This is a genomic window from Vibrio sp. HENC-03 (assembly GCF_000305755.2).
In the GTDB taxonomy this organism is placed as follows: Bacteria; Pseudomonadota; Gammaproteobacteria; order Enterobacterales; family Vibrionaceae; genus Vibrio; species Vibrio owensii.
Genome location: NZ_JH976122.1, coordinates 169305 through 195930, shown reverse-complemented (window position 1 = coordinate 195930; position 26626 = coordinate 169305). Strand labels below are relative to the sequence as shown.

Sequence of the window (26626 nt, the reverse complement as noted above, 5' to 3'; positions counted from 1 at the left end):
ATCCGGTGATAACTCTGAAATGGCACTTATCGATGCTTCATCGTTAGGTGCCATTTTTTGTATCTGAGCTCTGATTAAGCACATTGAAAGCAAGTGAAGGCTCGCTAATCAACAATACATTCCCATCTGAGTAATAGTCATGCTTATTGTCCATTGCGACAGGTTGCGCTAACGAATGCAATTCCCCTACTAAGGCTAGATGACTCATTTCGATTTGATTCGCCAGACGGTCTCTTTCACTGTCTACGTTTGGATCAATCCGATGCAGCACAGTCACAATACCGGAGTAATGCGCTAATTTGAGTCCATCATCATAGCTTATCGCCCCCACCCAAACCGACTGATTTGAGCTTGCCTCGTGTCCTGCTTGCCACCAGCGTATATGAGAACGTTTAAGTAAGCTTCCGGGTTCTTGAAATGCCATCGCTTGTGGTTTGCCATTCCAAAACAAATCCGACACAGGTGGCAGCTTTTGCTTCAACAAACTCACATAATCAGACAACTCAATGTCGTTTCTTGAGAATGTTTGATTTTCTAGCCAACCGAGTTCTTGCATTAAGGTTCTCGGTGATTCACCGACGTAGACCAAATTTACGGCCTGAGCGTCAAATACATTTGAACGTCCTGGATACACTTTAAAACCAAGATCGTTAAACGCGATTGGTTGAATCTCAGTGGACTCGACTTGCTGAACATTATCGTCAGCAAGATAGAAAAAATGACCATAGTTTGCAGCAACCAAACACAGCACTAATGCCGTCAGTGACTTGGTCCACTTGCGTGACCAATTCTTTTTCCACGCAACAACGGTAAATGTCACAGCCACCAATACCGAAGCAATAAGAAGTTTATGTTCAATTAAGATTAACTTTAAGGAATCCAATGGCAACCAAGTTTGCAGACCTGCAGCAAGCAAATATCCAGCAACAACAAATTGCCCAACACCGAGTATCAAACCTATTGATGAACAGACGGTAAAGCGCTTCCAACTCACGTTCACTGAACCCGCCATAAATGGCACGACCCAAGCGACTGGGCCTAATACGCGTGCAAAGATCAAAATGGCGTTGCCACGCTTTTTCATCAGCAAGCGACAACGAGCAATTGGGCGCTTCGTCTTAGCTTGCCAACGAATCAGCTTTCTCTGAGCTTTAGAGCCCGAACGTTTACCAATAAAGTAACTGAGTTGATCACCAAGCCAACCACCAACGAGGACAGCGATTACGCCCCAGATGATGCCTTGGTGTAATTGATAGCCCGCAGCGAGCAGAAACGGCTCGCCCGGGACAAAGAGATTTGGTCCAATCGTCGCATCCAGAAATGCCCCGAAGAACAGACTGATCGCTTCCAGCATACAGCCTCCGACGATTATGAGTGTTGATCTTTATAGTGACCGAATTTGTACTCCATCTCGTTGTTACGCATTTCTCCAAAGAAGAATCGACGCACATTAGCTTTGAAATAGGTCATGCCCATTTTAAAGAAACCATCTTGCTCCAAACGACGCGGATCGAATTCGAACGTCATTGGTAAAAAGCGGAATCGCCATGTTTTTGAAGCGCGTTTCACGTAATCACAATCTTCGCAAAGCGTAATAGACTCATCAAAGCCGTTTATCTCTTTGTGCGCACGCTTGGTAGAGAAAATGCAAGCACCTACCGCAGTTGGGAATGTGTACTGAGTAATAAATAAACCCGCGTTAAACATGCCATAGCCTAGCTTGTGCGCCATTGGTAAGTCTTTAGCGCCCATATAGACGCCAGCTACTTCTAACTTAGCGTCTTCTAACTTGCTCATTGCACGACTTAGAAAGTCGCTTGGCAAACGTACGTCTGCATCCAAGAAAAGAATACGTTCGTATTTCGCCAACTCTGCCCCAGTGTTACGTCCTAAGCTGACACCACGAGTCTCCATTTGATGAACGGTAAGTTCTGGTAATGAGCTTTCGTATGCTTGTGCAACTTCACGTGTCGAATCTTCGCTGTTCGAGTCCACCACAATCACTTCAAATTTCTGGTGAGTTTGTTTGGTTAAGTCTTCAAGTAGTCGACCAATACGTTTTTCTTCATTGAGGGTAATTATCACGATACTGATAGGATTCATAATGTGCTCCATTGAGGTTGTCCGTTTATGTACGATGGAGAATAGAACCGACTGACTTAACGGTTACTGAGGTCAACATTCATTTTGCGTTCATTTTGTGAATAACAGATGTCGTTAATGAATGAATTAACTTGAGAAGAGGATTGAGTCCTAGGCAAATAGAAACGTGCTGACAAAGAGCCAAATAGGTTAAAATCAGCGCAATGCGGACAAAGTTTTGCCGACACCATAAAACAGACACTCTTCTTGACGAAGAATTACTGGCTTTTTGGTGATTTAGGTACAATTTTGGTTGCTGAATGTAGAGTAGGATGATAGTATCCGCGCTCGCTTGAACAGTTCCTGTTTCAAGCTTTACTACGAACACAAGGTCGCATTGTGTTTGTAAAGTTTTATTTTTTACTAATTTGAGAGTAAATACTATGAAATTCGAAGCAGTAGTACGTACTGAACTAGGTAAAGGTGCGAGCCGCCGCCTACGTCACGCTGGCAAATTCCCTGCAGTTGTATACGGCGGTGAAGCAGCAGCAGTTGCTATCGTTCTTAACCACGACGACATCGTTAACCAAATGGACAAGCCTGAGTTCTACGAAGGTATCGTTCTAGTGATCGACGGCGCTGAAGTTAAAGTTAAGCCACAAGACGTTCAACGTCACGCTTACAAGCCAAAAGTTGAGCACATGGACTTCATCCGTATCTAATTCCCTACCAAGGAATTAACGGATAAAATCCAAACCTTTTGCATAAAGATTATCGGACTTACCAACCGAGATATCTAAAAAAATTTCAAAACCCCGGAGACTTACCACCTCCGGGGTTTTACTATTTAGGGTAAACGTAAATCTCCCCTACACTTTGAGTCTAATAAACGACTCTCTATTCAACCAAGCTTTGCATTGGGCATTTCAGTTCAGACAAATGTGAGCTTAAGCACTAGGTTCGCGCTATATACTTCACCAATGTGACGTCATTTAGCGTCATATCATCAATAACCTCGGCCTCTTCCTCTCCAGAGCGTACAAAACCGCACTTCTTATAGAAATTCAGCCCCTGTTTATTGGTATCTAACGCCTTAAGGCTAATCTGCATCACAGGCGTTGAGAGCAATCTTGTTTCTAACTCATCAATCAATGCACTGCCAGCACCCTGCCCGTAATATAAAGGGGATACATAGCAACAGGTTACAATCGCCGTCTTGTCTTCACTTGAATGATTAGGTAGTTCATAACTCAGAAAACCGACAATCTCTTTTTGTTTTTCGACAACGATGAGGTTTGCCAGTTGTTCCGTCATCACTCGCGTCCACATGCGTTCTCGACGCTCTCGGGTGAACTGGTCAATGTAGCTTTGCGGCATCAACCCTCTGTAAGCAACTTGCCAGGAATCAACGTGTATCTTGGCGATATAACTCGCTTCGTCTCTCACTGCATTTCTAACTGTATATCCCATTGCTCGCCTTTCTCGTTATTCCTGAGTAAACACCCTCTGACGGCTGTACGCTTCAAAACCTAATGACTGGCACAGCTTTATTGAGATCGTATTTTCAATATTTACTCGATACCTAATTGTGCGCTGCCTAGTCTTCACTTCATTAATTAAGTGGCCAAGCAGCCGTTTCCCATAACCTTTCCCTCTCGAATTTGGGGAAACTAATATGGACAAAGACTCGAATGGTTCTTTTCCTTGATAACAGTATGAAGCAAGCACAGCGACCAGTTCTTTGTTGTCGAAGATGCCATAGAAAAAATGGCTATCGAGGTCAAAATCCGCCTTTAAAATATCTTCTTCACTCTCACGACTTAAAAAGGATTCGAGCAACTCACGATCCGACTCAATAGAAAGAGAAATCACTTCGTCGTCTTTGTTGACGTTATCGTCATTAAATAAATAGTAGTCGACATCGTCGTATTCACAGAACAATTGCTTGTTATTTAATTTTCTCTCCAGCTCATTGGTCTGAAAATGTTTAATTCGTTCCCATAAACTTGGAGGACAGGATATATACGTACAGGCATCAGATTGGTATAAAAATACAGCACAAAGATCGGAGAACTTTTGCCAATAATGTGGGTCATAAGAATAGCCGTTGTACAAATTACCGTTCACGTTGAACAGTTTCTGCCATGAGCAATCGATTTCTGCGGCAAGCGCGGTTGTTTTTTTGAGCATCCCTTCCTCTCAACACAGCGTACAGAAAAGTATAACTATTTGTTTCTTTAGCATTAAGAAGACATGAATTTGGCAAAATAATCACCAAAGTTTGCTTTATATCTCACCAAAACGCGTATTGATTCACATAAACAAAATGCATTCAATTAAACCGCTCACACTTTTAATTCAATAATGGATCAAACCTTTACTAAATACGATTTCTGTTTATTTATCGACATGCTTTGCAGTGCCGTAATTTCCCTTATTCAACAAAACTATAAATAAGAAGTAGATCACTAAAGTTTCACACTATTTCCGTATATTGCACGCCGTAACAATAACAAAATCACAAAGAAAGGATCCCTTATGAAGTTTTCCAAATCCCTTTTGGTACTTTCGGTCGGCGCTGCGCTAGCAGGATGTGGCTCAGACAGCGACAACTCTCCAGTGACCTGTGACACAGCAGACTCATGTACTAAGTTCACGGTTCTACACACTAACGATAACCACGGTCGTTTCTGGCACAACAGTGATGGCGAGTACGGCATGGCTGCTCGTAAAACGCTTATCGAGTCTATTCGTGCAGAAGTTGCTGCAAACGGCGGTGAGAGTATTCTTCTATCTGGTGGTGACATCAACACAGGTGTACCAGAGTCAGATATGCAAGATGCAGTACCAGACTTCGTAGGTATGAACCTTATTGGTTACGATGCAATGGCAGTGGGTAACCACGAATTCGATAACTCTCTAGATGTTCTAGACATGCAAGCTGAGCTAGCAGACTTCCCTATGCTAGCAGCGAACATCTACAAGAAAGATGCAGACGGTAAAGTAACTGACGAGCGTTACTTCGCTCCTTACAAAGTATTCACGATTAACGGCCTTAAAGTAGCGGTAATCGGTCTTACAACAAAAGACACAGCGAAACTGGTAAACCCAGACAACGTTGCTGATATCTACTTCGAAGATCCACAAGTTGAAATCCAAAAAGTACTTGCAGAAATCGAAGCAAACGAAAAAGTTGACCTAGTATTCGCTACAACTCACATGGGCCACTACCAAGATGGTCAACACGGCAGCGAAGCACCTGGTGATGTTCTACTTGCACGTTCTCTTGAAGAAGGTGAGCTAGACGCAATCATCGGTGGCCACTCTCAAAACCCTGTATGTATGGAGCCAGGTACCAATAACTACGCTGACTTCAAACCAGGTGATGACTGTACGCCAGATCAACAAAACGGTACTTACATCATGCAAGCGCATGAGTGGGGTAAATACGTAGGTCGTGCAGACTTCGAATACTACGATGGCAAACTTCACCTAGCGAACTACGCTCTGATCCCTGTGAACCTTCTTGATGATAACGATGAAGTTATCGGTGAATACATCAAGCACGATGCGACAGTGAAATCGATCCTTCTACCTTACCAACAACAAGGTCAAGACCTGCTAGATGAAGTGATCTCAGCAACTGACGGTAAACTTGAAGGTGACCGTAGTGTTGTTCGTTCTGAGCAAACTAACCTTGGTCACCTACTGGGTGAAGCGTACCGTACTTATGAGCTAGTTAACGCTGACTTCGGTGTAATGAACTCAGGTGGTGTGCGTGATTCAATCCAAACTGGCGACATTACTTACCGCGACGTACTAACGGTACAACCTTTTGGTAACTTCGTAACTAAAGCGACCATGACGGGTGCAGAAGTGAAAGAGTACCTAGACGTAGTTGCAACTAAGTCAGCGGGTTCTGGTGCTTACGCTCAACTGGATAACATCAAACTATCTGTTAACTGTGACGAAAGTGACGTAACGATTACTGAAATCAACAATAAAGCTTTCGATCCAGCAGCGACGTACACCTTCTCTGTAATCAGCTTCAGCGCAGCGGGCGGCGATGACTACCCGATCATTGATGTTGAATCTACTCAGCTAACAGATGCTTATGTGCTACGTGAGTTCTTTGCTAAGAACCCTCAGATTTCAGCAGATGATTTCAAGAAAAACCTAGGCAACATCCAGTACTTCAGCAACGGTCAATCAGTGAAAGGTTGTCCTGCTTCTGGTAGCTAATCTATCTAGACATTGTCTACACTTAGACGTTGACAGCCATTCGGTTGCATAACAATCGAAACAAAGGCGTGTCAGACTGACTCTAAGACCAACCGGAGCCCAAGTGGCTCCGGTTTTTTTATTGGCGCTAAATCTCTGATAAAACGCCACCTTCACAAATCGTTCAAAAAATGTTCATTTGTGTTATTGACGCCCCTGTGTGCGGCTTCTATGTTTGATAAGGTCTTTCAAATATGCAGATTCATTAACTGAGTTTTTGGAGTCATTTATGATTCATGCAGCCAATGATTCTGAGAAAGACGTGAATGGCGTTACAAACACTGCTCTCAAACAATTTGTCTCTCAGACTTCAAACGAAGGCGATGGGCTTCTACGGTCACGCCAATGAGCAGCGATATGAACGCCAATGTGTTCAAACTGCTGCCATCGAGTTCTGGAGGTCAAAAATGAAACGAGCCAGCAACAGCTATAGACTGCAATTAATTAAAGAAGTGGTTACTCGTAGAGAGCGCGAATCATGTACTGATCCAATGGCAAACTATATCCACCGACTGATGGATGAAATGCCAGCGAGTAAACTAGAGGTTGAACAAAACCACCGCTTTGCCGGGAGTCACTTCGACGAACAAGCAGGAGGCTGGGTAAGCGACCAATGGTCTTTAAAATAACGCCAAACGCTCACTCTTTTGGGCGAGAAAATGGATAGGAACTTCCCGGCTCTTACGGATGAGCCTCTCAGACTGGGCCGGGAATAGTTGTTAAACTGGACAATCAATAGGTAAATAAGTCGATAAACTGGGTAACGTCGATAAATTGGTTAGCTAAGCCGATAGAATAGGTGCTCAGCCGACGAATAGATATGACAGTTTAAATAGTGAAAACCAAATCCCAACCATCAGAACAAATCTTGTTGCGGTGACAAATCATCTTTAGGCAGCTCTGCTTTCCCCTTCCCTGCCAGTACTTTTCTTCTATAACGCTGACGGCACAACTTAATCACGTGCAATTGCTGCGCTGGGGTAAAGCTCAGCCAATTAAATCGCTCTTCTCTTTTACGCATACATCCTTTGCAATAGCCCTTTTCGTCTGAGGTACACACTCCGACACAAGGACTTGGGACGGTAAAAAACTCCAGTTGCTCCATGCTCAACCCGTTCTTTGGTTATCTCATCAAGATCCGATTCGCTTATAGTCGAATAACTGTAAGAAATTTCGAAGTTTTCTGTGAATTTCAATACCGGGAATGGGATCTCTGTTATAAAATACGCTGTGTTTAAAAACATACGAAACCATAACCGTATGCTGACAAAAACAGTGTTTTATTACCTATACTTACCACGTTTTCTAAAAACGGAGTCAATAAAATGAAGCTTAGCCTAAAAACGTTAGTAGCAGCAATCTCTCTTCCAGTTCTAATGACTGCATGCGCTAGCAACGGTGATAATGTGAAAGAAATTACGGCTCAGGATCTACAGCACCATAACTGGGAGCTGGTTCAAATCGATGGCAAAAACATCGCATTGGAAGAACAACAAAAAGCCCCTCGTCTAGAAATCGGTGAAAACCTAACGGCGAACGGCAACGCAGGTTGTAACAACTTCTTCGGTCAAGCTGAACTGAAAGACAACCAACTACGCATTGAAAAAATGGGCATGACCATGATGATGTGTGTAGGCGATCAAATGAAGATTGAAAAAGTAATGTCTGAAACGCTTTCTGATTGGAGCGACGTTACTCTGACTGACCAAGGTCTAGTACTTAAAAGCGCAGATCACGAACTAACGTTCACACTGCGTGAGTGGGTAAACTAATCATAACTTGAGTTTTAGAGCGGGTTTAAAGCCTTAATGTGCAGACCAATCGCTTCTACATACACAAGTCCCTAAAAAAGCAGCCTTTTGGCTGCTTTTTTTGTTTCTAGTGTCCCATACCTTGTTTAGCAAGCTTTTCCGGATCATCATAAATCGCATGGCGATCAATCATATCCAGCGTTGCTTCATTCATTCCTCTCACAGCGACAATAGAACCACCTTTTCGGAACTTGATGATCGCTTTATCTAATGCAGATATTGCCGTGATATCCCAAAAGTGCGCATCGGATAAATCTATCGTGATGTACTTAGTCGCATTCTCGAAATCAAACATATCGGTAAAGCTGTAAGCAGAAGCGAAAAAGATTTGGCCGTGTACTTTGTGAATCGTATGGTCATTATCAATGATGACCTCATCCGATACCTTCATTAAGGTGCGACTTTGATTCACGTAAAACACACACGCAAGTAAAACGCCGACTAACACGCCAATTGCGAGGTTATGAGTCGCAACAACAGCAATGACGGTGGACACCATGATCACGTTAGTTGGTAAACTGTGCTTACGCATCTCAGCAAGAGAGCACCAAGAAAACGTACTGATAGAAACCATGATCATCACAGCAACCAAAGCAGCCATCGGTATTTGCTTAAGGTAATCTCCTAAGAACACCACCATAATCAGCAAAAACACACCCGCACAAAGCGTAGACAAACGTGTTCTACCACCAGATTGAATGTTGATCATCGATTGACCAATCATCGCGCATCCGGCCATGCCACCAAACAGTGACGCCACCATATTCGCAATGCCCTGCCCTTTACACTCATCATTCTTTTCGCTTTCCGTATCAGTGAGCTCATCAACGATCGATGCCGTCATAAGAGACTCCAGCACACCAACAATGGCGAGTGCTAACGAATACGGGAAAATTATTTGGAGCGTTTCAAGGTTGAAGGGAATATCGGGAATCATGAACACAGGGAGCGAATCGGGCAAATCCCCCATATCTCCAACTGTTCGGATATCGATATCAAACATCAACGCAATCACCGTCACCGAGATAATGCACACCAATGGAGAAGGCAGCATTTTTCCGATTTTAGGTAAGTATGGAAACAGATAAATAATGGCTAATCCTAACGCAGTCAGCGCATAAACTGGCCAAGAAACGTTCGTCAGTTCAGGCAGTTGAGCCATAAAGATCAAGATAGCCAAAGCGTTAACGAACCCCGTCATGATCGACTTGGATACAAAACGCATTAGGTCCCCTAGTCTCAAATACCCAATCAATAATTGAAGTACGCCAGCGAAAAAAGAAGCCGCTAACAGATACTGCAAACCATGATCTTTGACTAAGGTGGTCATTAATAGCGCCATCGCTCCTGTCGCCGCGGAAATCATTCCGGACCTTGAGCCTGTGAACGCAATAACGACACATATTGAAAACGAGGCGTATAGACCAACTTTAGGGTCAAGTCCCGCGATAATAGAGAATGCGATAGCTTCTGGTATCAGTGCCAGCGCTACAACAACTCCTGATAAACAATCTCCTTTAATATTGTTGAACCAAGTATCTTTTGTAAATTTAAACATAAATCTCTCATAAACGTATTGCCTTAGTTGGTGCATTGCGCACGGTGAAGGGAGTGATGCAAACGCATCTGAGAGATCGTTCTAAGGCGGACTAATGAGCAAAAAGCACCTTCCTTTTCCTGTTGATGAGCCGAAAAATGAGGACAAACAGCGAGTGATCCCCTCAAAAGAAGTGTGCTTTATATCACTATAAAAATGTAAATTGTAATCAATTCTTACAAAACGAAGTCAATAATCCTACAGAAAGCCACAAAAAAACGCCTCACAAAGGAAGCGTTCTTATCATCTCTATGCCTTACAGGATAAGGGATTATCGCAAAAACCGATTTTAGAATGACTGCTGAGAGTAACCTTCTCCATCAAAGCCACTTAATTGCTCATAAGCTTTGGAAAGAATGGCAATACCAACAATCGTGACGAAGAAGCTTAAAAGACTCATCAAGAAAGGAAGCTGTAAAAACGCAAGTGGAGACATAGCCAAACCAAACAGAAGCGGCACAATAACCACAACGCTCATCATGTACCAGGTATGGCCTTTAGTAAGATTCCACGCGTAAGGAAAAGAAACACCTTTACCAATCGCGATGGCAGGAAAAACCAAGACTAATCGACAACACACAACGCTTAACGCTAATAGCGCGATAGCTGCAAGGATAAGATTAATCATCGCGAAAATCGCAGCCACTGCGACCACCGCCACCGTCATGGCCAAGTAGTGGCCGATAAACCACATTTCGATTTTTCCAAACGTGAAACGTCCCCACTGTGGCACAGACTGAGGGCCTTTCAAAATGATGCTGTGAACGTTGATGGCAACGATTGCAGATAAAAGAGCCATCAAGATCTGAACAAGAATAGGAGCGACATCCCCTTGCGCTGAGTTCAGTACAAGATCCAGCATCAAAGAAAGGAGAATGGGTAACGCCGTTGCTTTCGCAATAGCCTGTTTATTTTCACTCAATGAAGAGAAAGCGCTTTTAACGGTATCGACAAACATAGTTGGATTCTAATTAAGAGTAAGGTTTATTCTGGTTACTGATGTTATCTTCCAGATACTAAATGAGCAAACCTTTCCCTAATTATCATTGAGTTACCGTAATTACTTCGATCTGAATAGATTCATTTACCCACAATCATGCGCTTTGTTCAGCGAATACGACTTTGTTAGATTAAATGTCCAACTTTACGAATCAGTACAGCAAGGCTTTCCGCTTCGAGTTTCTTCATCACGTTAGAACGGTGCACTTCAATTGTTCGCAGAGAAACACACAACAAATCCGCCATCTCTTGGTTTTTCATCCCTTTCACCACTAAGCCAAGCACTTCTCTTTCGCGCTTAGTCAGATTCTGTAGAACTTGTTTTGCTCCGAGCTTTTCACAGTTTTTGATCGACTGTGCCATCGCATCGTCTACGGCGACCACCAGAGCGTTGCCATCAACCGGCTTTTGGAAGAAATCTAACGCACCATCTTTGAGCGCATCCACTGCCATCGGGATATCGCCATGCCCTGTCAGGTAAATCACACTGATTGGACTAAACTTCTCGTTCATAAAGTGGTGAACATCTTGGCCTCGCATCTCTGGCATGCGGCTATCAAGCAAAACGCAACCGGGTGATGATAAATCGGCATTATCGAGAAACGCCATCCCGCTAGAGAAAGTCTCAACCTCATAACCATAGCTTTCCAACATAAATGCCATGGATTCCAATACTGGCTCTTCATCATCAACGATATAGAGCGGACAAAGGTTACGACTCATGACAAGCCTCCTGATACGGTAATACAATGGTCACCTGACACCCCGTTGGCTCAATTGACCTAAATTGAATGCTGCCTTGGTGGGCATCAAGCACATCACGACAAATCGCCAAACCCAACCCCAGCCCATTCTCTTTGGTGGTGTAGAAGGCTTGATCAAGTGGCGTGCTCTCTTCTTCGATACCAATGCCGTTATCGGTCACATCAATGATGACCATCTCATCACAAAAACTGACGTGCAGATCCACATACAAATCTTTTCGTTTCGGTGAATGGCTCAAACAGGCGTCTTTGGCATTGTTCAGAACGTTAAGAATGACTTGCTGCAAACCGGTAACGTCGGCAAACACTTTTTGCGGTTCGCCGGAGTACAGCACACCAAGTTGGATACGATGACGCTGAAATTCGTAATCCACCAGCTTCATCGCTTCTTCGATTAAGAAAGGTAAATCTACCCAGCTCTTTTCAATCGGCGTTTTGTTTATCAAGCTACGAAGACGCTGAATAATATCGCTCGCGGAGGTAACTTGTTGCTGAATCTTATCTAGGATTGGCGACATTTCTTCTGCTGTCGCGCCCCGCTCCATTCGCACTTTCGCGCCCTGACTGTAATTCTTGATGGCTGCAAGCGGTTGATTGATTTCATGCGCGAGGCTACTTCCTAGCTCACCAACAATGGTAATTCGCTGAGCATGTTCAAGCATCGAGCTCTTACGACGCAAGTCGTTCATCGTTGCTTGCAGCTCTTCTCGGCTGCGTTTGAATTTCCACTCCAACCAGAAGTGATAGCCCGTTAATAGCAACAAAGTCAGCAAAGAGGCCATCGCAATCGCTTGGTTCTTATGCAGCCACTCTTGTGCTTTTTGTCCCCAAGATTTTTGTAATGGGTGCATGTCTAAGTGCTTGTAGACTTTATCGACATTGATGCTCGGCGCTGGCAACATCCACCCCACGTTATTCGCAGCAATCGCTGCAGGGTGCTCTTCAGGCATTGCGAATAAGGTTTGCGCCACCATTTGCCCCACATCCGCAGGTGCTCGCTCTGTCATTGCCATCGTCCAGTTTGGGTACAAAGGTGTACTCACCGCACAAACAGAATCGGCGGGACGCTTTTCATTTAGAACGCGCAAGTTATGCAGCTGAATACGCCCCTCTTTCGCCATGTTCTCCAGAGTACAAGCTGGCACGATCGCGACATCGAGATCATTCTTTATCACGTCCAAAATCAGTTGATCAGTCGGCGGGCCGGTAAAATGGATCTTTTCGAAAAAAGAAGAGTTGAAGTAACCCAATTTATCGAGCTCGTAACGCAGGGCTAAGAATCCACCAAACGCTTTTTCTGATACTGCCGCAACGTTCGCTTTATTGATGTCACGTAGCGTTTTGTACGGTGAAGCTTCACGCACCACCACAACAGATGCGATCGATTTGTTCGGCAAGTTACTGTAGGCAGTTTTCTGCGTTGCTAACCAGTTGATTGGGTACTCGCGAGCAAGCTTGGTCGCCTGCCCCGGACTGGTCAGGATGAAATCGAGCCAACCGTGCAAAAACGCGTCTTCGAGTTGGTCAAAGTCGTAAGTATGTAAGTTGAATTTATAACCGGGATTTTGAGCCTCTAACCAATCCAAAGTCGGTTGCCATGCTTCTCGCGCATGTGCGTGCCCGCGCAGTGCTAATACACCGACGTCATAAATCATTCTTTGTGTTTTTTGCTCGTCCGAAAAACTAAAAGAAGAGAAGAAAAGGGAAACAAGGAGTATCAACCGGACGAATTTATGAGAATGGTTATTAATCACTTAATAAATAATATGAAAATTTGTTTGTAGCACATTTTACCATCACATCCCCCTATCAGTTTGTTGCTTTAGATCAATTCGGATTCATTATTGTGGGAAACCACAATACCCCCTAAGTATCGATTTCCTCAAAATGCCTACCAACAAAGGGCTAGATGCGAATGCACTCTTTAAGAGTGTTAATACACCATGAACACTTATGAAAAATTACAAAGTTCATGCGTCTTCTTCCTAGCTGCAAAAATTCTAACTGCCGAGCGAAATGACTCGTCAGGAAAACTTTAAATTAAAATATGGAAGCAACTCATGAAAAAATCGACGATTGCGTTGGGTGTGTTGGCGGCTGTCGCAGCTGTTGGCTACTCAGCTTACAATACGATGTTCTCAGCTGAAGCAGTGACAGTGGATGCCGCAGCACAAGAGCAAAAGTTCACTGAATACGCTCACCCAGAGCATTTCATCTCTGCACAACAACTGAAATCACTGATGGACAGTGATAAAGACGTAGTTGTGATCGGCGCGCTAAACCCTATCAAGCCAGACAGCCCTATCTCTGGTTCTTACACTATGTGGCGTAACGATTACTCTGCGGCGGAAGGCGTTTACGATTTCGGCGGTATGAGCAACAGCACAGAAGAGATGGAAACCATCTTAGGTAGCTTTGGCGCAACCACTGACAGCACAATCGTCGTTTACGCGGCAGGCTCTCACCACGATGCTGCACGTCTTTACTGGCAAATCCATAACCTTGGTCACCAAGACGTTCGTTACCTAGACGGTGGCTTAAACGCTTGGATGGGCGCAGGTTTCCCAACTGGCTCTGCAAACCAAAGCGTTGCAGCGGTTGAATACAAAGCTCCGAATACAAAACAAGACAACAACACACTAGCAACGCTGGATATGGTTATCGCAGCGCAAAACAACCCTGATTGGGTGATCCTAGATACGCGCGGCAACGACGAATTTAGCGGTGAAGTAGCGGTGTCTGGCGCATACGGTCCGGGCACTATCCCAAGCAGTGTTCACATTAACTGGACCAAAGCGTTGAACGAAGACACAACGCTGAAATCAGCAGAAGAACTGCAAGCCCTTTACGGCGACATCATCAAAGGCAAGAAAGTTATCGCTTACTGCCAATCTGGTGTTCGCTCTGCCCACACCACCATGATTCTTACTGAAGTATTAGGTGCAGAAGGCGTCTACAACTACGACGGCTCATGGATCGAGTACAGCCATGCTCACTACGAGCAGAAGAATCCTGAAGTGAACGTTATCAACGGCAAGAGCTAATCAACACGGAAACCGCAGTTAATGAACAATGTAATTTTTAGTCAAAAGCTATACGACACCGCGCAAATGATTGTCGATGGCTGTATGGGTGATGCCGATCCGGCATGCCAAACCGCATGTCCAATGCACACAGACGTAAAACAATACGTTCGCATGGCAGGCGAAGGTGATTTCCAAGGTGCTTTGGATCTGATCCGCAGCAAACTATTCCTACCTCAAACGCTTGGCCGCATCTGTGCACACCCTTGTGAGGCTTCTTGTCGTCGTAACACTGAATTCGGTCAGCCAATCAGCGTTGCAGGCATCAAACGCTTCGTTGCAGAAAAACTGGATAACCAAGATCATTGGGACCTTAACATTGCGCCCCTAACCAACAAGCACATCGCGATTGTGGGTGCAGGCCCTGCTGGCGCACAAGCCGCTATCGAGCTTCGCCGTCAAGGCCACGAAGTAACGATTTACGAAAAGCTAGACGTATACGGCGGCATGATGCGTGTGGGTATCCCTGAATACCGTCTACCACGCGACGTTATCGACTTCGAATACAGCTACTTAGCAATGCTAGGTGTGACGACTCGTTTCGGTGTTGAAATCGGCAAAGACATCAGCTTCGACACTCTACGTAGCGAACACGATGCTGTGATTCTGGCTCACGGTGCACACGTAGGCTCTATCATTCCATTACCAGGTCACGACAACGATGGCGTATTCTCTGCGGTTGAGTACTTGAAAGAGATTTCTGAAACTCGCCAATTCCCACGTGCAGGCAAACGCGTGATGGTTATCGGCGGTGGTGACGTTGCGATGGACTGTGCGCGCTCTTCATGGCGTATCGGTGCAAGCGAAGTTTACCAATGTTCGCTTGAGAGCCTAGAGAATCTACCTGCAAGCCAAATCGAAATCGACGAGTCGCTAGAAGAAGGCGTCGAGTTCAACGCAGGTTGGGGCCCAGTTGCTATCGAACATGAAAACGGCAAAGTAACCGGCATCACTATCAAGAAAGTAGTGTCTATCTTTGATGAGCAAGGCAACTTTGCGCCTCAGTACAGCGAAGAAAGCAAAACTATCTCTGTGGATACGGTTGTTTTCGCTACGGGTCAAGTAGTGGCTGACATCACTGGCGGCGCGCTAGAACAAACTCGCGGCGGCCGTTACGTTGTCGATAAACAAACACTAGCATCGAGCCTAGAAGACGTCTTCGTAGCCGGTGACGCGTGTGGCGGTAACATCGTGATTGAAGCGATGGCATTAGGTCGCAAAGCCGCAATGAGTGTTGAGCGTTTCCTAACGACTCGCCCACTGACTGAAGGTCGCGACTTCGAGCAAGAATACAGCTACTCATCTCGTCTAGACGTGCCACTACCAAAAGGTACGGTAGATACCCCTCGCCTACACGGTGAATTGCGTAACGCGGAAGAGCGTAAGCAAGATTTTGCACAAGTGGATTTAGGCTTTACTGAAGAACAAATCAAACAAGAAGCCTCTCGCTGTCTGCAATGTAGCTGCAAGCTATGTATGACCGAGTGCATCATGATGAACGACTTCAGTGACTGTCCGAAGACCATCTTCTCTGACTTCGTGAACAACAAGTCAATGGACCCATTGATGGCTTACTCATGTAACGCCTGTGACCAGTGCACCATCGTATGTCCGAAAGACTTCCCAATGAAGGAAATGTTCTTAGGCGCACGTGCGGACTTTGTTAAGGCAAACAATGGTGAATCACCAATGCCGGGACACAAAGCAATCAACATGCACCAGAAGCTGGGCTTCTCAAAAATCTTCACTATGGCAAAACGAGCGGTATCGACAAAATGAGTAATAAAGTATTTATGCCAGGATGCAGCTTGCCATCCTACTCACCTGAAGGCGTAGCAGCAATTGCGAGCTACTTAAAAGAAGTGTACCCAGACATGGGCGCAGTGCAGAAGTGTTGTGGTAAACCAACCGCTGCTATCGGTCAGACTGAGAAGTTCAAAGAGCGTTACGGCCAGCTTCAAGCGGACTTCGATAAGCTAGACGCACAAGAAGTCATTGTGGCGTGCCAAAGCTGCTACGGCATGATCAAGAAATCTGGTGGCACACAAAAACCGGTTTCATTGTGGAAACTGCTTCCAGAAATCGGTCTGCCAGAAGCGCTACGCGGTAAAGCGAAAAACAGTGACGTGGTATTTACCATTCACGACTCTTGTTCTACTCGCTACGAAAAAGAACTGCAAGACGGTATCCGCTGGATCTTGAGCGAGCTTGGATACAAAACCTCAGAACCAGAACACACACGTGAAAACACACGCTGTTGTGGTTTCGGCGGCATGGTAGTGCCAGCAAACCCAGACGTCGCAACACGCGTAATCAAACGCCGCGTGGAAGAGTTTGAGACAGACTACGTTGTGGTTTACTGCTCAGCTTGTCGCGCATCCATGATGGGTGTTGGTACGAAATCTTGGCACATTCTGGATCTGATGTTCGGCCCTGTAATCATGCAAGGTGATGAGCCGCCAGTAAACGTGCTCGCTAGCCCTGTGAAAGCTTGGTTCAACCGCTACAAATCTAAAGCGGGCCTAATCAAGTGTATGTCTGTGTAGATGTGTCTCTGTAGCTACGTTTTTGTAGCTACATCTTTTTAATTATTAGGTTTAAGTGAAGTTGAACTTATGAAATTCGTAAAAATCGCTCTTATTGTTGCTGTTATCGCTCTCGCTCTATTTGCAGCAAAACAAACTGGCATCCTTGAAATCATCACAGACATCAAGAGCCTACAAGATTGGATCGCAAGCTTTGGCGTTTGGGGTTACGCAGTATTCGTAGCAGCATTCGTATTTGCGTGTGTTTTCCTACTACCGGGCAGTGCGTTCACCATCGTAGCGGGGATCGTATTTGGCCCAATCAAAGGCGGTATCTTAGCGCTGTTCTCTGCAACGCTTGGCGCGGTGGCGGCATTCATCGTGGCGCGCTTCCTGCTTCGAAACACCATCATGAAGAAGTTTGGCGATAACCCAATCTTCAAGAAAATCGACGATGGCGTAGCAGCAAACGGTACAAGCTTCTTGATCCTAACGCGTCTAGTACCTGTATTCCCATTCAGCCTACAGAACTACGCTTACGGTCTAACGAGCCTAAACCTAGGTACTTACGCTCTGGTTTCTCTACTAACAATGGCACCAGGCGCATTCATCTTCGCTTACATGGCGGGTGATATTGCAACAAACGGCGTGTCTGCGATGCTACTAGTGAAGTTTGCGGTTGCGGGTCTTATCTTGTTTGGCATGTCTCTGATTCCAAAATTCATCGCGAAGAAAAAAGGCATCAACATGGAAGAATTAGCGAAGTAATCCGGTCTATCCATTATTGACGCCAAAAGAGTGCGACTTATCGGGAGTTGCACTCTTTTCATTCTTACTAATTTGCTCACAGTTTGTGCCTCTTTTGGCGACTTTTAAAACCAAAAACTGACGTGAATTGGTATGACCTCACAAGGCGAATAATTCTATGAAACTATTATCAAATTCGCGTTGATAATAAAGCGAGATAGATTACTATCCATGTAGAGGGAACGGAGCGTTCAGCCTGTTTATACCCCTATGTTGAGTATCGAAAATAGACGTTTTTCATCACATAGGCGAACAAAGCTCCAAAATGAAAACAAAGATAAAGAAACACGGATTACGTATGAAAAAGCTACTTAGCACCATTGGCATTTTAGCCACCACTTTTGCCACCTCCTCTTATGCCACTTCTCACTCCGAAGAATGGCAAAAAATCGAACAACAAGCCGACGGTCAGACTGTTTATTTCCATGCTTGGGGTGGTAGTCAAGAGATCAACCGCTATATCCAATGGGCAGGCCAAGAGCTTAAATCTCGCTACAACGTGACGCTTAACCACGTAAAAGTCACCGACATTTCTGAAACCACCACTCGTCTTATCGCAGAAAAAGCCGCAGGGAAGAACAGCGGTGGCAGCGTAGATATGGTTTGGATTAATGGTGAAAACTTTAAATCAATGAAAGACAACCAACTGCTGTTTGGTCCTTTTGTTGACGGTCTACCAAGTTGGCAATATGTCGACAAAACACTACCGGTAGATGTTGATTTTTCAGAACCGACTGATGGCCTTGAAGCGCCATGGGGTGTCGGTCAACTTGTTTTTATCTACGACGAAGAGACGCTAAATAACCCGCCAAGCTCGTACGCAGAAATGCTAAGTTACGCAAAAGCGTTTCCTAACCGCCTTACTTACCCTCGCCCACCAGAGTTCCATGGCACTAGCTTCATTAAATCTCTACTCATTGAGTTAAGTAACAACGATCCTGCACTGCAAAAACCAGTGACCGACGAAGCATTCAAAACCGTTACGCAACCTCTATGGACTTACTTAGATGAATTCCACTCTGTTGCATGGCGCGGCGGTAAACAATTCCCTGGCGGAACAGCAGAAACCGTACAGCTGCTAGATGATGGTCAGATTGACCTAGCGGTAACGTTCAACCCGAACGCAGTTTACTCAGCACAATCAAGCGGCAATCTAGCAGAAAGCACCAAAGCATACGCGATGGACGCTGGGGCACTGTCGAACATCCACTTCTTAGCGATTCCTTGGAACGCAAATGCCAGTGCAGGCGCGCAAGTTGCTATAAACTTTTTATTAAGCCCTGAAGCACAATCTCGCAAAGGTGACATCAACATCTGGGGTGATCCTTCAGTGCTAAGCAGCCAGTACCTAACCGGCACGGCTAAAAATACCCAACAGTTCAAATCTATCGCGGAGCCACACCCAAGTTGGCAAGCAGCGTTAGAAAAAGAATGGCTGAAACGCTACGGAAATTAATAAACACCCATGTTAAGAGCGCTGTATCTAGTTATTATCGCAGTTTGTATATTACCGACCATCCCGGGGCTACTCGGGGTGGTGGTGTCTGCGCTCGGCTATGTCCCACCTATCGGTTTACACCACTTTTCACTGGATGGCTTTCATGCTGTGTTTGACTGGGAAGGTGTGTGGACGTCGATTGGACTGACTTTCTATTCCGCCATTTTCAGCAGCTACCTTGCTTGTTTGATCACTTTCGCAATTCTTCAAGCCTCATGGGGCAGCAAGTTCTGGCGCAAGATTGAAATGAGTCTTTCCCCTCTTCTTGCTATGCCGCATGTCGCGTTTGCTATCGGCTTCGCTTTTCTATTCGCACCAACAGGTATGGGCGTTCGTGTTCTCAATCAATTGTTTGGTTACGATCCAAATGCGCAAACAGTGAATGACTTAGCGTTGTTGATCAAAGACCCACATGCACTGGGGTTGATCGTCATGCTTGCTATTAAAGAAGTGCCGTTTTTATTGTTGATGAGCATTCCTATTCTTCAGCAATTAAAAGTTGAGAAGATTGAAAAAGTCAGCCATTCGATGGGTTACAGTTCCGCGCAAGCATGGTGGAAATGCGTTTTCCCACAATGGTTAGCGAAGCTGCGTTTCCCAATGTTGGCCGTTCTGGCTTACAGCTTGTCGGTTGTTGATGTGGCGCTAATTATCGGTCCAACAAACCCACCTACTTTTGCAGTGTTGGTATGGCAGTGGTTTAACGACCCTGATTTGTCACTCCTACCAAGAGCAGCGGCAGGTGCGGTGGTGCTATTTGCTATTGCAAGCCTTTTGATTGGTTTTGCACGACTCGTCGAGTGGAGCGTGACCAAAGGCTTTAAACGCTGGCAATACTCCGGCCGTAGCGGCTTCCGCTTACCGGGTAAGACCTTGTTCTCTATGATTGCTCTACTCGCACTGTTAATGGTGCCCTTAATGGTGGTGTGGAGCTTTGCACAGCGTTGGCGTTTCCCTGACTTATTACCAAGCCGTTATAGCTTACGTTTTTGGGAATACGAGTGGCAAAGCATTCTTGGCACGCTAGAACAAAGCATGTTGATTGCAGTTATCAGTGCATCTATTGCCCTTGTATTGGCGCTGATCGCTCATGAGTACCGCCTACGTTACCGATGGCAGGTGCCGGGTTACATCATCGCTGTACCTATGTTGATCCCACAGCTTTCTGTGTTGTTTGGTATGCAAGTTGCCACTCTGTATCTCGACAGCAATGCGTATTTCTTCTGGGTATGCTGGGCACATGTATTCTTCGCTTTCCCATTTGTTTACCTGTCATTGGATGGGCCTTGGCGCAGCTTCGACAACGGTTTGACTCGTGTCGCTCTTAGCCTTGGTAAATCACCAATGCAAGCTTGGTTGAAAGTGAAGTTGCCGATTCTTCTGCCTGCCATTGCCTTTGCTTGGGCAGTGGGAATTAGTGTGAGCTTGGCGCAATACCTACCAACACTCGTGCTGGGCGCAGGTCGCATCAGCACAATAACAACAGAAGCGGTAGCCCTCTCAAGTGGCTTCGACCGTCGTGTCACCGCGATTTACGCAATTTGGCAAGCGCTCTTGCCGTTAATGTTCTTCTCTTTTGCGATTCTACTTAGTCGTTTACACGTTAAGTATCGCCGGTTGTCTATTAAAGGTTTACTACCGAATGAGTCTTTGTCTCGAAAACCTCGCCATCCGTAAAACCAATGGCGACACACTTTTCTCTGCGTTCAACATGACCGTAAAGAAAGGTGAAATTGTTACCCTGATGGGGCCAAGCGGCTGCGGAAAATCCACCTTGTTGGATGCGATTGCTGGTCACCTGTCTTCCGAGTTCGACTATTCAGGCTCAATCACGCTCGATAACGAAAAGCTGGATGCTTTACCTGCACACAAACGTCAGGTGGGTATTCTGTTCCAAGATGACTTGCTCTTCCCGCACCTCACCGTGTGGGAGAATCTGGCCTTCGCGCTACCCGATTCAATCAAAGGCGCAGAGCGCAAAGAGCGTGCGATGCAGGCTTTGAAGCACATCTCGCTAACTAAACTTGCTGAGTCTTTCCCTGATCAAATCTCAGGTGGCCAGCGCGCACGTATTGCTCTCACTCGCATGTTGTTGGCAAAACCGAAAGTTGCCCTACTCGATGAGCCATACAGCAAGTTAGATAAAGATCTGCGCGTACAGTTTCGCAATTGGGTTGTGGAGCAACTTCAACAAGCCAATATTCCTGCTTTAATGGTGACGCACGATGAAGACGATATTCCTGAGGGCAGTCGCTGCCTGAACTGGCCTTGGGAGACAAGTCATGCTTGATAGCCTGAGTACCAAAATCATCAAGTGGCCATTGGCACAGAGCGCAAAACTTATTGATAAATGTGGCGTGACAGCTAACCAAACCACATTGTTTGGCTTCGCCCTTGGCTGTTTTGCATTACCTGCATTGATGGCAGAGCAATACACGCTTGCATTAGCGTTTATTCTGCTAAATCGAATCTGTGATGGATTGGATGGCGCTTTAGCGAGGATTCAAGGCATCACCGATGCGGGCGGCTTCCTTGATATAAGCCTAGACTTCTTGTTCTATTCTTTGATTCCATTTGGCTTTGTACTAGCAAACCCAGAACAAAACGCTGTCGCGGGCGCGTTCTTGATCTTCTCGTTTATTGGTACAGGAAGCAGCTTCTTAGCTTTCGCGATCATGGCGGGTAAACGTGGTATCGATAATCCAGTCTACAAGCACAAATCTCTGTACTACATGAGCGGCCTAACAGAAGGCACAGAGACCATCGGTTGCTTCGTGCTGTTCTGTTTGTTCCCACAACATTTTTCCATCATTGCGTACATCTTTGGTGCAGCGTGTTGGTTTACTACATTTACGCGCATTTACTCCGGGTTTCATACGCTGAAGCCGTAAACAAAACTTCAAGAGAGATTCCTGATTGCAACGAAGGAATGCAGTCGGGAATCTCTTTTCAATCCCCCCTCAATAAAGCACCCCACTCACCACCAGCGTCACCACAATTCCAGAGACAAAACTCGGAAAATGCCACGTCCGCTGCTTAGTGCAGTAATACTCTTTTTGCAGGTCCTCTTGGTAGCTCTTTACGGCCAATTCTTTAATGTAGTTATTATGCATACCCTATCCTCCTGACGTGTTTTACAGGTGGAGGATAAAAGCTAAAGTTAACTTCAGGTCAACGGAAAAAATTCAATTTCGAATAATATTATTTGCAGAGGCTGAATCTCTCACTCCTAGCTCTTAAGTTCAATCAGTTGCACTTGTTTGTATCACAGTTCTGTTGTGTCACTTGATCGTCGTCAATGGAACATCAATCTATCACACCTTTCGATGTTAAAATGACATCAAGTTGCTAGCATGAGCCCATTCAAGATAACTCTGGGCTTGTTATGACTCCTACTGTCGACCACGTACTTCTCAATATCGCACTCAATCTGAGCTCAAATCGCTCTCATGAGCAGCAATACCAAAACCTGATTGACGGGGTGGCACAAGTGTTCCCTTGCGATGCGAGCTGTCTGTTTATCTTTGATGAAGATGGCTTCCTAACGCCAGTCGCAGTAAAAGGTTTGTCGAGCTCAGTACTCGGTCGCCGTTACTTTCCTAAAGCTCATCCACGTTTGGATGCCATCATTCATAGCCGCGAGCCTGTTCGCTTCGACGCTGATTGCGCCCTACCCGATCCATTTGATGGAACACTGTTAACCGAAGACCAATGTATTGACGTCCATGACTGCATGGGCTTTAGCTTGTACGTTGAGGGGCAGCTTGTCGGCGCATTAACCATGGACGCACTTGCGGTTGGTGCGTTTGATAATATCGACCCAGTAGCAATCGAAACGTTCGCAGCACTAACGGCGGCAACACTGCGTAACATTGCGCAATTAAAAGCCCTTAAAGCGCAGAACCAGAAGCAAAAGAGCGTCACGCAAACCCTGATCCAACAGGCACGCTCACAACACGGTGACATGGTTGGCTTAAGTCCGCAAATCAATCAATTACGAAACAACATTGCGACCGTTGCTCAATCAGATTACGCAGTATTGGTAACGGGAGAAACGGGAACGGGCAAAGAGCTTGTTGCTCACTCTGTCCACGCTCAATCTCATCGCAATGATAAACCGATGATCTACGTAAACTGCGCCGCCCTACCCGAAGGTCTGGCGGAGAGTGAACTGTTTGGCCACGTAAAGGGCGCTTTTACAGGAGCCAATAGTCATCGTGCAGGTAAGTTCGAACTGGCTGATGGCGGTACAATCTTCTTAGATGAAGTCGGTGAATTGCCATTGATTTTACAAGCAAAACTGCTGCGAGTTATCCAGCAAGGTGAGTTGCAGCGTGTAGGTAGCGATCAACATTTGATGGTTAACGTGCGCATCATCGCAGCCACCAACCGACAGTTAGAAAAAGAAGTGGAAGATGGCACATTCCGTGCGGATCTGTTCCATCGTTTAAACGTATTCCCAATCAAAGTGCCACCACTGCGTGGGCGTGATGGCGACATTCCAGTTCTTGCGGGGTATTTGTTAGAAAAAGTACGTCAGCAATTTAACGCACCAAACCTTCACGTTCACCCTAAGGTGCTGACTCAACTAGAATCTCTGCCTTGGTATGGTAACGTTCGAGAGCTTGAGCACACTTTAACGCGTGCAGCGTTACATGCCATTCAACAGGGCGCGAGCACCATCATGCTCAATCACTTTGATACTTCATTGGCACTGGATGATGTAAAAAACACATCGCATTACTTGCCAAAAGAGAGTCAACCAATGCGTGAGTTAGTTGAGAGCTACCAACGTGACTTGATTAAACACGCTTTATACCAAACTGGCGGTGTTTGGGCGAAAGCAGCGGAGTTTTTACAAATGGATCGAGGCAACTTGTATCGCATGGGTAAAAAGCTCGGCATTAGCAAATAGAAGCCCCTACTTCGCTCTTTTCTCTAGAAGGAAAAGTTACCTCTTGAACAGAGGGATTCCGGATGGCTCGCTTAGACTCGTCCGGAATGACACCCAACACCAATGTACATTGGCTAACTGCCCCATCTGGTTTCTCGCATTTCATTCCCTGTTCCTCATTCAAAACAACTAAACAGCTCTAGTCTCCGCTTTCTTCTGACTCTTTAAACTCACCAAGTTTTCAGCAGCCCTATTGCGTCACTCCCGAAATCTACAGAGGCGCGCAATAGGGAATCTCTTTCTCCACACAACTTCGTTAACTTTTCTCCTGTTTAACAAGCACTTCCACTATCGCCCGTTAAAACGTTTCTCTCGCGTTGCTTTTCTCATCACATCTGTATTTTCGTTGTCATTTGCACATCATTCGTGTTGTCACAATCACATCAACCACGCACTTCAAAAGCAATAAAATCATTTAAAATCAATAAGATAATAATTGGCACGCATTCTGCTCTAGAAGGAAAAACAAAACGACTATTACTACAATCACTGGAGAACCCAATATGTTCTGTATTCAATGTGAACAGACAATCCAAACCCCAGCTGTAAAAGGCTGTTCTTTCGCACAAGGTATGTGCGGCAAAACTTCAGAGGTATCCGATCTACAAGACGTGTTGGTTTACACTCTGCAAGGGGTTTCTTTTTGGGCAGCACGCGCGCTTGAATTCAACATCATCAATGATGAAATCAACCAATGGGCTCCAAGAGCATTCTTCTCTACGTTGACTAACGTAAACTTCGATCCTGAACGTATCCTTGAGCTAACTTCTCAAGCAGCGACATACAAAGCACTGCTAAAAGACCAAGTCATGTCTGCCGCAACACTTGCTGACGAAGTCGTATTGAACGTTCCTAACGTTGCGAACTTCGAACTGCCAAACAGCGCAGAAGAAATCCTAGCATTTGCTCCTCAAGTGGCAGTAAACCGTGGTAAAGACCAAGTACACGAAGACGTTATCGGCCTACGCCTACTTTGCCTGTACGGTCTAAAAGGTGCTGCAGCGTACATGGAGCACGCACGAGTACTTGAGCAAACCAACAATGACATCTTCGCCGAATACCACGAGATCATGGCTTGGTTAGGCACAGACCCAGAAGATCTAGGCGAGCTATTAGACTGCTCAATGCGCATCGGTCTTATGAACTACAAAGTGATGGAAATGCTGGATCATGGTGAAACAGCAACGTTCGGTCACCCAGAGCCAACCACTGTTAACGTTAAGCCAGTGAAAGGCAAATGTATTCTTGTTTCTGGTCACGACCTTCACGATCTAGAGAAAATCCTGCAACAGACTGAAGGCAAAGGTATTAACGTTTACACCAACGGTGAAATGCTGCCTGCACACGGCTACCCAGAGCTGAAAAAATACCCTCACCTAGTGGGTAACTACGGTAGCGCTTGGCAGAACCAACAAAAAGAATTCGCTAACTTCCCTGGCGCGATTGTGATGACATCAAACTGCCTATTGAACCCGAACGTTGGCCAATACGCAGACCGCCTATTCACTCGTAGCATTGTTGGTTGGCCGGGTGTCGCTCACCTAGAAGGTGATGATTTTAGCCAAGTCGTTGAATGTGCATTAGCGCAAGAAGGCTTCCAGCATGACGAAATCGAACACAACATCACGGTTGGTTTCGGTCGCAACGCACTAATGAACGCAGCACCAGCGGTTATCGACCAAGTGAAGCAAGGCAACATCAAACACTTCTTCCTAGTAGGTGGTTGTGATGGTGACAAAGCAGAACGTAGCTACTACACCGACTTCACTGCAGAAGCACCAGAAGATACGCTAATCCTAACGCTGGCTTGTGGAAAATACCGCTTCAACAAGAACACATTTGGCGACATCAATGGCATCCCTCGTCTATTGGATGTAGGCCAATGTAACGATGCGTACTCAGCAATCCAGCTTGCACTAGCGCTTGCGAAAGAGTTCGATTGCGACATCAACGAGCTTCCTCTAACGCTTGTTCTGTCTTGGTTCGAGCAAAAAGCGATTGTGATCCTACTTACGCTATTCGCTCTTGGTGTGAAAGGCATTTACACAGGTCCAACAGCGCCTGCATTCCTGACGCCAAACTTGATTGCGATTATCCAAGATAAATTCGATATGCGTAGCATTGGTAATGTTCAGGATGATCTTAAAACCATCCTAGCAGCGTAATCACCTTGCTTATCACGCGCCTCCTTAATTGGGGGCGCTTTTATCTATTGAGTACTCGAC

General features: G+C 45.6%; 24 protein-coding genes. 14 read left to right on the top strand and 10 right to left on the bottom strand.

Translation table 11 applies throughout. The features are described from left to right. Positions 1-43 precede the first annotated feature (43 nt). A complete protein-coding gene (locus VCHENC03_RS14205) occupies positions 44-1354 on the bottom strand; it encodes an LssY C-terminal domain-containing protein (RefSeq protein ID WP_009705814.1) in 1311 nt (436 codons plus the stop codon). A 14-nt stretch (positions 1355-1368) separates the two neighbouring features. Next, positions 1369-2103 carry a glycosyltransferase family 2 protein gene (locus VCHENC03_RS14210; RefSeq protein ID WP_009705813.1) on the bottom strand — a complete coding sequence of 245 codons (735 nt, stop codon included), beginning with the start codon at positions 2101-2103 and terminating at the stop codon, positions 1369-1371. Positions 2104-2525: 422 nt separating this feature from the next. Between VCHENC03_RS14210 and rplY the strand changes: the two genes are divergently transcribed. After that, entirely contained in the window at positions 2526-2804 is a 279-nt protein-coding gene (gene rplY / locus VCHENC03_RS14215; RefSeq protein WP_005442281.1) for a 50S ribosomal protein L25, read from the top strand. Positions 2805-3036: 232 nt separating this feature from the next. Here rplY and VCHENC03_RS14220 read toward each other — a convergent pair whose 3' ends face one another. Continuing rightward, positions 3037-3552, bottom strand: a complete 516-nt coding sequence (locus tag VCHENC03_RS14220) for a GNAT family N-acetyltransferase (protein WP_032802687.1) — start codon at positions 3550-3552, stop codon at positions 3037-3039. Positions 3553-3567: 15 nt separating this feature from the next. After that, complete coding sequence (locus VCHENC03_RS14225) at positions 3568-4272, bottom strand: GNAT family N-acetyltransferase (RefSeq protein ID WP_009705811.1); 705 nt, start codon at positions 4270-4272, stop codon at positions 3568-3570. 348 nt (positions 4273-4620) lie between these two features. Between VCHENC03_RS14225 and ushA the strand changes: the two genes are divergently transcribed. Both ushA and VCHENC03_RS14235 read left to right on the top strand, forming a co-directional pair. Beyond that, entirely contained in the window at positions 4621-6324 is a 1704-nt protein-coding gene (gene ushA, locus VCHENC03_RS14230) for a bifunctional UDP-sugar hydrolase/5'-nucleotidase UshA (RefSeq protein ID WP_009705810.1), read from the top strand. 446 nt (positions 6325-6770) lie between these two features. After that, positions 6771-6992: a hypothetical protein gene (locus VCHENC03_RS14235; protein WP_009705808.1), complete on the top strand. Its 222-nt coding sequence runs from the start codon at positions 6771-6773 to the stop codon at positions 6990-6992. Positions 6993-7219: 227 nt separating this feature from the next. On the opposite strand, the gene VCHENC03_RS0125750 is transcribed toward VCHENC03_RS14235, so the two are convergent. Then, on the bottom strand, positions 7220-7468 hold the full coding sequence (locus VCHENC03_RS0125750) for a DUF1289 domain-containing protein (protein ID WP_020194912.1): 249 nt from the start codon (positions 7466-7468) through the stop codon (positions 7220-7222). Between the two features lie 220 nt (positions 7469-7688). On the opposite strand from VCHENC03_RS0125750, the gene VCHENC03_RS14240 reads away from it, so the two are divergent. Further along, positions 7689-8135, top strand: a complete 447-nt coding sequence (locus VCHENC03_RS14240; protein ID WP_009705806.1) for an META domain-containing protein — start codon at positions 7689-7691, stop codon at positions 8133-8135. A 106-nt stretch (positions 8136-8241) separates the two neighbouring features. Here VCHENC03_RS14240 and VCHENC03_RS14245 read toward each other — a convergent pair whose 3' ends face one another. From VCHENC03_RS14245 to VCHENC03_RS14260, 4 genes are all read right to left on the bottom strand, one after another. Next, a complete protein-coding gene (locus tag VCHENC03_RS14245) occupies positions 8242-9732 on the bottom strand; it encodes a SulP family inorganic anion transporter (RefSeq protein ID WP_009705805.1) in 1491 nt (496 codons plus the stop codon). Between the two features lie 328 nt (positions 9733-10060). Continuing rightward, positions 10061-10729: a hypothetical protein gene (locus VCHENC03_RS14250; protein WP_009705804.1), complete on the bottom strand. Its 669-nt coding sequence runs from the start codon at positions 10727-10729 to the stop codon at positions 10061-10063. Between the two features lie 167 nt (positions 10730-10896). Further along, the gene (locus VCHENC03_RS14255; protein ID WP_005442298.1) at positions 10897-11493 is read right to left on the bottom strand and encodes a response regulator transcription factor; all 597 of its coding nucleotides are present in this window, start codon (positions 11491-11493) and stop codon (positions 10897-10899) included. Continuing rightward, positions 11483-13288, bottom strand: coding sequence for a sensor histidine kinase (locus VCHENC03_RS14260; RefSeq protein ID WP_032802684.1), 1806 nt, complete (start codon positions 13286-13288; stop codon positions 11483-11485). Before VCHENC03_RS14260 ends, VCHENC03_RS14255 begins: the two co-directional genes overlap by 11 nt. A gap of 306 nt (positions 13289-13594) precedes the next feature. On the opposite strand from VCHENC03_RS14260, the gene VCHENC03_RS14265 reads away from it, so the two are divergent. The 8 genes from VCHENC03_RS14265 to VCHENC03_RS14300 all read left to right on the top strand — a co-directional run bounded on the left by VCHENC03_RS14265 (position 13595) and on the right by VCHENC03_RS14300 (position 22338). Then, positions 13595-14578 carry a sulfurtransferase gene (locus tag VCHENC03_RS14265; RefSeq protein ID WP_009705802.1) on the top strand — a complete coding sequence of 328 codons (984 nt, stop codon included), beginning with the start codon at positions 13595-13597 and terminating at the stop codon, positions 14576-14578. A 21-nt stretch (positions 14579-14599) separates the two neighbouring features. After that, positions 14600-16396 (top strand): FAD-dependent oxidoreductase, encoded by a 1797-nt coding sequence (locus VCHENC03_RS14270; RefSeq protein WP_009705801.1) that lies wholly within the window; start codon positions 14600-14602, stop codon positions 16394-16396. Further along, positions 16393-17163, top strand: a complete 771-nt coding sequence (locus tag VCHENC03_RS14275) for a (Fe-S)-binding protein (RefSeq protein ID WP_032802681.1) — start codon at positions 16393-16395, stop codon at positions 17161-17163. The genes VCHENC03_RS14270 and VCHENC03_RS14275 overlap by 4 nt, the downstream gene beginning before the upstream one ends. Before the next feature lie 69 nt (positions 17164-17232). Next, positions 17233-17910 (top strand): TVP38/TMEM64 family protein, encoded by a 678-nt coding sequence (locus VCHENC03_RS14280; protein ID WP_009705799.1) that lies wholly within the window; start codon positions 17233-17235, stop codon positions 17908-17910. A gap of 337 nt (positions 17911-18247) precedes the next feature. Beyond that, entirely contained in the window at positions 18248-19405 is a 1158-nt protein-coding gene (locus VCHENC03_RS14285) for an ABC transporter substrate-binding protein (RefSeq protein ID WP_009705798.1), read from the top strand. Positions 19406-19414: 9 nt separating this feature from the next. After that, positions 19415-21124: an ABC transporter permease gene (locus VCHENC03_RS14290; RefSeq protein WP_032802680.1), complete on the top strand. Its 1710-nt coding sequence runs from the start codon at positions 19415-19417 to the stop codon at positions 21122-21124. Continuing rightward, complete coding sequence (locus VCHENC03_RS14295) at positions 21090-21737, top strand: ATP-binding cassette domain-containing protein (protein ID WP_009705796.1); 648 nt, start codon at positions 21090-21092, stop codon at positions 21735-21737. Before VCHENC03_RS14290 ends, VCHENC03_RS14295 begins: the two co-directional genes overlap by 35 nt. Further along, complete coding sequence (locus tag VCHENC03_RS14300; RefSeq protein WP_009705795.1) at positions 21730-22338, top strand: CDP-alcohol phosphatidyltransferase family protein; 609 nt, start codon at positions 21730-21732, stop codon at positions 22336-22338. Before VCHENC03_RS14295 ends, VCHENC03_RS14300 begins: the two co-directional genes overlap by 8 nt. 69 nt (positions 22339-22407) lie before the next feature. Here the strand turns inward: VCHENC03_RS14300 and VCHENC03_RS27790 are convergent, their stop codons facing one another. Further along, positions 22408-22560, bottom strand: a complete 153-nt coding sequence (locus VCHENC03_RS27790) for a hypothetical protein (RefSeq protein WP_009705794.1) — start codon at positions 22558-22560, stop codon at positions 22408-22410. A 272-nt stretch (positions 22561-22832) separates the two neighbouring features. Between VCHENC03_RS27790 and norR the strand changes: the two genes are divergently transcribed. Together norR and hcp are read left to right on the top strand one after the other, a co-directional pair. Then, positions 22833-24362: a nitric oxide reductase transcriptional regulator NorR gene (norR, locus tag VCHENC03_RS14305; RefSeq protein WP_009705793.1), complete on the top strand. Its 1530-nt coding sequence runs from the start codon at positions 22833-22835 to the stop codon at positions 24360-24362. A 542-nt stretch (positions 24363-24904) separates the two neighbouring features. After that, complete coding sequence (hcp, locus tag VCHENC03_RS14310) at positions 24905-26566, top strand: hydroxylamine reductase (protein WP_009705792.1); 1662 nt, start codon at positions 24905-24907, stop codon at positions 26564-26566. Positions 26567-26626: the final 60 nt, after the last annotated feature.

Excerpts from the sequence above, each read along its gene's own strand:
- VCHENC03_RS14205 (WP_009705814.1), bottom strand. The coding sequence starts at position 1,354 with ATGCTGGAAGCGATCAGTCTGTTCTTCGGGGCATTTCTGGATGCGACG.
- VCHENC03_RS14210 (WP_009705813.1), bottom strand. The coding sequence starts at position 2,103 with ATGAATCCTATCAGTATCGTGATAATTACCCTCAATGAAGAAAAACGT.
- rplY (WP_005442281.1), top strand. The coding sequence starts at position 2,526 with ATGAAATTCGAAGCAGTAGTACGTACTGAACTAGGTAAAGGTGCGAGC.
- VCHENC03_RS14220 (WP_032802687.1), bottom strand. The coding sequence starts at position 3,552 with ATGGGATATACAGTTAGAAATGCAGTGAGAGACGAAGCGAGTTATATC.
- VCHENC03_RS14225 (WP_009705811.1), bottom strand. The coding sequence starts at position 4,272 with ATGCTCAAAAAAACAACCGCGCTTGCCGCAGAAATCGATTGCTCATGG.
- ushA (WP_009705810.1), top strand. The coding sequence starts at position 4,621 with ATGAAGTTTTCCAAATCCCTTTTGGTACTTTCGGTCGGCGCTGCGCTA.
- VCHENC03_RS14235 (WP_009705808.1), top strand. The coding sequence starts at position 6,771 with ATGAAACGAGCCAGCAACAGCTATAGACTGCAATTAATTAAAGAAGTG.
- VCHENC03_RS0125750 (WP_020194912.1), bottom strand. The coding sequence starts at position 7,468 with ATGGAGCAACTGGAGTTTTTTACCGTCCCAAGTCCTTGTGTCGGAGTG.
- VCHENC03_RS14240 (WP_009705806.1), top strand. The coding sequence starts at position 7,689 with ATGAAGCTTAGCCTAAAAACGTTAGTAGCAGCAATCTCTCTTCCAGTT.
- VCHENC03_RS14245 (WP_009705805.1), bottom strand. The coding sequence starts at position 9,732 with ATGTTTAAATTTACAAAAGATACTTGGTTCAACAATATTAAAGGAGAT.
- VCHENC03_RS14250 (WP_009705804.1), bottom strand. The coding sequence starts at position 10,729 with ATGTTTGTCGATACCGTTAAAAGCGCTTTCTCTTCATTGAGTGAAAAT.
- VCHENC03_RS14255 (WP_005442298.1), bottom strand. The coding sequence starts at position 11,493 with ATGAGTCGTAACCTTTGTCCGCTCTATATCGTTGATGATGAAGAGCCA.
- VCHENC03_RS14265 (WP_009705802.1), top strand. The coding sequence starts at position 13,595 with ATGAAAAAATCGACGATTGCGTTGGGTGTGTTGGCGGCTGTCGCAGCT.
- VCHENC03_RS14270 (WP_009705801.1), top strand. The coding sequence starts at position 14,600 with ATGAACAATGTAATTTTTAGTCAAAAGCTATACGACACCGCGCAAATG.
- VCHENC03_RS14275 (WP_032802681.1), top strand. The coding sequence starts at position 16,393 with ATGAGTAATAAAGTATTTATGCCAGGATGCAGCTTGCCATCCTACTCA.
- VCHENC03_RS14280 (WP_009705799.1), top strand. The coding sequence starts at position 17,233 with ATGAAATTCGTAAAAATCGCTCTTATTGTTGCTGTTATCGCTCTCGCT.
- VCHENC03_RS14285 (WP_009705798.1), top strand. The coding sequence starts at position 18,248 with ATGAAAAAGCTACTTAGCACCATTGGCATTTTAGCCACCACTTTTGCC.
- VCHENC03_RS14290 (WP_032802680.1), top strand. The coding sequence starts at position 19,415 with ATGTTAAGAGCGCTGTATCTAGTTATTATCGCAGTTTGTATATTACCG.
- VCHENC03_RS14295 (WP_009705796.1), top strand. The coding sequence starts at position 21,090 with ATGAGTCTTTGTCTCGAAAACCTCGCCATCCGTAAAACCAATGGCGAC.
- VCHENC03_RS14300 (WP_009705795.1), top strand. The coding sequence starts at position 21,730 with ATGCTTGATAGCCTGAGTACCAAAATCATCAAGTGGCCATTGGCACAG.
- VCHENC03_RS27790 (WP_009705794.1), bottom strand. The coding sequence starts at position 22,560 with ATGCATAATAACTACATTAAAGAATTGGCCGTAAAGAGCTACCAAGAG.
- norR (WP_009705793.1), top strand. The coding sequence starts at position 22,833 with ATGACTCCTACTGTCGACCACGTACTTCTCAATATCGCACTCAATCTG.
- hcp (WP_009705792.1), top strand. The coding sequence starts at position 24,905 with ATGTTCTGTATTCAATGTGAACAGACAATCCAAACCCCAGCTGTAAAA.